Consider the following 4,926-nt stretch of genomic DNA (forward strand, 5'->3'; position numbering starts at 1 on the left):
CCACCATTTCATCGAACAATACGGGCTGCTCGCGGTCTTTGTCGGTTGCATCGCGGAGGGCGAAAGTGCTGCCATTCTCGGCGGCTTCTTCGCCCACCAGCAGGTCTTCGTGCTGTGGCACGCCGTCCTTGCGGCCGGCCTCGGCGCCTTTGTCGGCGACACTTTCTTCTTCATCCTCGGACGAAGCTTTGCCGACCATCCCTATGTCGTCAGATTGCGCAAGCGGCCCGGCTTTCGCCGCGCCTTTCGCCTGCTCAACACCCATCCCGACATTTTCGTGCTGTCGAACCGCTATATCTACGGCATGCGTCTCGTCGGCGGCATTGCAGCCGGGCTCTCCAATATCACAGCGCCGCGCTTCGTCATCCTCAACGCGCTTTCATCGGCGGTCTGGGCGGTGCTGTTCGGTACGATCGGTTATGTCTTTGGACTTGGCGCAGAGCACTTCATCGGCCAGGCGCTGATGCATCACGAACGGTTGCTGATCGGTCTTGGCATCGGCCTGACCGTGGCCGTTGTGGCATGGCTCGTCGCCCGTCACATCGCCAGGAGGGAACGCGCCAGGGAAGGCTGATCGTCAATCCACGCCGAGCGCCTGATCCCCCCGATCGAGGATAAGCGGGACGATCAGGTCTTCCTCGTCGGCAAGATGTCTTGTCAGCATGGCGATCAGCCGGCTGTTTTCGTCGGCATAGGCGTCGGCTGCAAAGCGCTGTCTGTCCTCGCTCTCCTGAAGCGTCTTAATGAAGGCATTGGCCGCCTCGGCATTGCGCTCCAGCCCTTCATGGATGGTGTGGTGGTCGGCATCGAGAATCTCGAAGCCGCGCTTCAAACGGGGCTCGGCCTTGGCGAAGATCGGGAAATATTGATAATCCTCGACATTGTGGTGACCGTCGAGATGCCCAAGAAAATGATTGAGGCGCGGCGCGAACCAGCGCGCGAAATCAGGCGCCGTCAGCCGTCCCTCACGGAAGTCGTCAATGCCGTTGGCCAGCATGCCGCCAAGTTCGCGGAACATGTCGTGCCGCTGCAGCCACATATTGGCGATGCCGTGGACGTTGGCATGGTCCTGCCAGTTTTCACGCGGGTATTTTTCGACGAGCCAGCGCAGATCGTCTGGCAGGCCCACGCGTTCGAGAAGCAGAAAATTGGCGGCCCCGGCCATGACAGTCTCCTTTGGTGACTGCCATATAGGCATCGAAAGGCTAGATCGGTAGCCCAGTGATCCGCTCGATAATGGCGATGCCCCAGACACCGGCGACGATGAGCACCGAAATCAGCACCGCCAGCGAACCGCAATCCTTGGCCAACTGGATGTCGACATTGAACTCGCGGCTGAAAGCGTCGCATGCCGCCTCGATGCCGGTGTTAAGCACCTCGACCATGATCAAGAGCAGCACCGCGCCGATCAGCAAGGCATAACCGCGCCACGAGATCGAAACGAACCAGCCGAGCGGCAGTGCCAGCGCCAGCAGCATCAGCTCCTGCTGGAAAGCCTTCTCGCTGGCGGCCAGCTTGCGAAACGCCCGCACCGAATTGAAATAAGCGTCGATCAGCCGCTGCATGCCAAACCCCTTTGCGAATCACCGGCACGGGATAATGCAATGGCTGGCCAGATCAATGGAATAAGGTGACTTGTCCAAGATTCATTCAGCAACCGGTATGGACGGTGTCGACTTTTCAAACTGCGGCAGCCCGTCGTCGATCGAATAATAGTCGCCCTTGTCACCAACGAAGATATGGCATTCCCCCTCAAGACCTGTCGGCTTGTCGAACGATCCCGCCATGACTGAAACGTAGTCCTGGTCTCGCGGCTTCCAGAACAGCACCGACCCGCATGCCTTGCAGAACCCACGCCTGGCGAAGGTAGAGGCTTCGTACCAGGTGATACTTTCCACGCCATCGATCACGATGTCGACATTGGCAACATTGGTCGCGGCATAGAAATGTCCGCTCTGCTTGCGGCATTGCGAGCAATGACAATAGACGACGCCACGCAACGCTCCGTTCGTTCTGAAGCGGACGGCTCCACACAGACACGATCCCTGGTGACCACCACTCACGTCGATCCTCCTTGAAAGAAAAGTGCCTGGCATCGCCTTCAGGATTCCAGCTTTGCGGCGCACGCACGCAAGCAAATGCGACATGTACTGGCGTGGAGAATGGAGCCGCGGACCTGGCGCATCCGGCTTGGTGCGTTCGGCGTGCAGGCGATCTGCGAGTTTCCGGAAAAGCGCATCGAGTTTTCAAGGGCGGCGTTTGCTGACCCCAGACTCGCCGGCCTGCGCTGGGAACGCGGGCACTGAACCAACCAAAAGAAAAGCGCCGGATTTCTCCAGCGCTTTTTCCGTCAGCCGTTCAGGCCGAAATCGAGCTTAACCGTTCGCAACCTGCTTGTGCTGCACCGGGTGGCTCTTCTTGAGCAGGTCTGACACCAGGAACGCCAGTTCGATCGCCTGGTCGGCGTTGAGGCGCGGGTCGCAATGGGTGTGGTAGCGGTCCTGCAACTCCTCGGCGGTGATGGCGCGCGCGCCACCGGTGCATTCGGTGACGTTCTTACCGGTCATCTCGACATGGATGCCGCCCGGATGCGTGCCTTCGGCGCGGTGCACTTCGAAGAAGGTCTGAACCTCCTTCAGGATGCGGTCGAACGGCCGCGTCTTGTAGCCGGCGGCCTCGATCGTGTTGCCGTGCATCGGGTCCGACGACCACACCACGGAGCGGCCTTCCTTCTGCACCGCGCGAACCAGCTTCGGCAGATGGTCGGCGACCTTGTCGGAGCCGAAACGTGCAATCAGCGTCAGCCGGCCGGGTTCATTTTCGGGGTTGAGCAAGTCGATCAGCTCCAGCAAGCCGTCCGGCGTCAGCGACGGACCGCATTTCAGGCCGAGCGGGTTCTTGATGCCGCGGCAATATTCGACATGCGCATGGTCCGGCTGGCGGGTGCGGTCGCCGATCCAGATCATATGGCCCGAGGTAGCGTACCAGTCGCCGGAGGTCGAATCGACACGCGTCAGCGCCTCCTCGTAGCCGAGCAGCAGCGCCTCATGGCTGGTATAGAAATCGGTCTCGCGCAGCGCGTAGTTGGTTTCCGAAGTGATGCCGACGGCCTTCATGAAGTCCATCGTCTCGGTGATGCGGTTGGCGAGCGACTCGTATTTCTCGCCCTGCGGGCTGTCGGACACGAAGCCGAGCATCCAGCGGTGCACATTCTCCAGGCTGGCATAGCCGCCTTGCGCGAAGGCGCGCAGAAGGTTGAGCGTCGCCGCCGACTGGCGGTACGCCATCTCCTGGCGAGCGGGATCCGGAATGCGCGACTTCGGGTCGAATTCGATGCCGTTGATGATGTCGCCGCGATAGCTGGGCAACGTCACCTCGCCCTTGGTCTCGTTGTCGGACGAGCGCGGCTTGGCGAACTGGCCGGCAACGCGGCCGACCTTGACCACCGGCTGCGCGCCGGCGAAGGTCAGCACCACCGACATCTGCAGGAAGACGCGGAAGAAGTCGCGGATGTTGTCTGCGCCATGCTCGGCGAAGCTCTCGGCGCAATCGCCCCCCTGAAGGAGGAATGCGTCACCGGCAGCGACCGAAGCGAGCTGCTTCTTGAGCTTGCGCGCCTCACCGGCAAAAACCAGCGGCGGAAAGGTTGCGAGCTGGGCCTCCGTGTTCTTCAGCGCTGCAAGGTCCGGATAAGCAGGAACCTGCTTGATCGGCTTTGCTCTCCACGAATTCGGCGACCATTTCGTCATCGCTGCACCCAACGCTCTTTCCAGCGGCCTATACTCCGCCATTCCCGGCCCCAATTGGGGATCGCGGCTCCATACACGAAGCCAATTTCCTATTCTAGACCGGAATTTCAGCGCTGGCGAATGGTCCGAGGCTAGCTACGCCGCCTTCTCCACCAGCCGTGCCAACTGCGTCATGACGACCGCCGAGCCCGCCAGCCTCTTCTCGGCTGTCGGCCAGTCGCGCACGAAGACGACACTGTGGTCCGGCCGGATCTTGGCCAACGATCCCTGTTCGCCAATGAACTTGACCAGCCCGACCGGGTTGGAGAATTCGCGCTTGCGGAAATGGATGACGACGCCCTTCGGCCCGGCGTCGAGTTTTTCGACATTGGCCTTGCGGCAGAGCGCCTTGATGAAGACGATCTTCAACAGATGCTTCACCTCCTCCGGCAGCGGGCCGAAGCGGTCGATCAGCTCGGCGCCGAAAGCGTCGATTTCCTCGGTGTTTTCGAGATCGCCGAGACGGCGATAAAGCGCCAGCCGGAGCTGCAGGTCCGGCACATAGCTTTCCGGGATCATCACCGCCGTGCCGACGGCAATCTGCGGCGACCAGCCGCCATCCTGCACCTCGCCCGAATCCTTCACCTCGGCGACGGCTTCTTCCAGCATCTGCTGGTAGAGTTCGAAGCCGACCTCCTTGATGTGTCCGGACTGCTCCTCGCCGAGAAGATTGCCGGCGCCTCTGATATCGAGGTCGTGGCTGGCCAGTTGGAAGCCGGCGCCCAGAGTGTCGAGCGATTGCAGCACCTTGAGCCTCCGCTCGGCGGTGTCGGTCAGCTTGCGGTTGGCCGGCAGCGTGAACAGCGCGTAGGCCCGCACCTTCGAACGGCCGACGCGGCCGCGCAATTGGTAGAGCTGCGACAGGCCGAACATGTCGGCGCGGTGGATGATCAGCGTGTTGGCGGTCGGAATATCAAGGCCGGATTCGACGATGGTGGTCGACAACAGCACGTCGTACTGGCCGTCATAAAAGGCATTCATGATGTCGTCGAGTTCGCCCGGCGGCATCTGGCCATGAGCCACCGCCACCTTCAACTCCGGCACGGATTCCTTCAGGAAATCATGTATTTCCGAGAGATCGCTTATGCGCGGCACCACATAGAAGGAATGGCCACCGCGATAGCGTTCGCGAAGCAGC

Annotated in this window: 7 protein-coding genes; 2 read left to right on the plus strand and 5 right to left on the minus strand. The window is 61.2% G+C overall.

All coding sequences use genetic code 11. The annotated features are described in order from the left end of the window. The coding region (locus EN969_RS16695) for a DedA family protein (RefSeq protein WP_164758300.1) at positions 1-574 on the plus strand (574 nt) is incomplete at its 5' end. A 3-nt stretch (positions 575-577) separates the two neighbouring features. On the opposite strand, the gene EN969_RS16700 is transcribed toward EN969_RS16695, so the two are convergent. The 3 genes from EN969_RS16700 to EN969_RS16710 form a co-directional block, all read right to left on the minus strand. Continuing rightward, complete coding sequence (locus EN969_RS16700) at positions 578-1,165, minus strand: hemerythrin domain-containing protein (RefSeq protein WP_063167905.1); 588 nt, start codon at positions 1,163-1,165, stop codon at positions 578-580. A 40-nt stretch (positions 1,166-1,205) separates the two neighbouring features. Next, on the minus strand, positions 1,206-1,565 hold the full coding sequence (locus EN969_RS16705; protein ID WP_024503562.1) for a diacylglycerol kinase: 360 nt from the start codon (positions 1,563-1,565) through the stop codon (positions 1,206-1,208). Between the two features lie 81 nt (positions 1,566-1,646). Continuing rightward, positions 1,647-2,063, minus strand: coding sequence for a GFA family protein (locus tag EN969_RS16710; RefSeq protein ID WP_013531901.1), 417 nt, complete (start codon positions 2,061-2,063; stop codon positions 1,647-1,649). A gap of 99 nt (positions 2,064-2,162) precedes the next feature. Between EN969_RS16710 and EN969_RS16715 the strand changes: the two genes are divergently transcribed. After that, positions 2,163-2,306, plus strand: a complete 144-nt coding sequence (locus EN969_RS16715; protein ID WP_335918377.1) for a hypothetical protein — start codon at positions 2,163-2,165, stop codon at positions 2,304-2,306. 69 nt (positions 2,307-2,375) lie between these two features. Here EN969_RS16715 and EN969_RS16720 read toward each other — a convergent pair whose 3' ends face one another. Together EN969_RS16720 and EN969_RS16725 are read right to left on the minus strand one after the other, a co-directional pair. Beyond that, complete coding sequence (locus EN969_RS16720) at positions 2,376-3,749, minus strand: 3-deoxy-7-phosphoheptulonate synthase class II (protein ID WP_013531905.1); 1,374 nt, start codon at positions 3,747-3,749, stop codon at positions 2,376-2,378. A 135-nt stretch (positions 3,750-3,884) separates the two neighbouring features. Then, positions 3,885-4,926 (minus strand): TRCF domain-containing protein (locus EN969_RS16725; protein ID WP_281060013.1); only part of this gene is annotated, 1,042 nt, incomplete at its 5' end.

Origin of the sequence: Mesorhizobium sp. M7A.F.Ca.CA.003.01.2.1, from assembly GCF_003998945.1 — a bacterium.
GTDB lineage: Bacteria > Pseudomonadota > Alphaproteobacteria > Rhizobiales > Rhizobiaceae > Mesorhizobium > Mesorhizobium ciceri.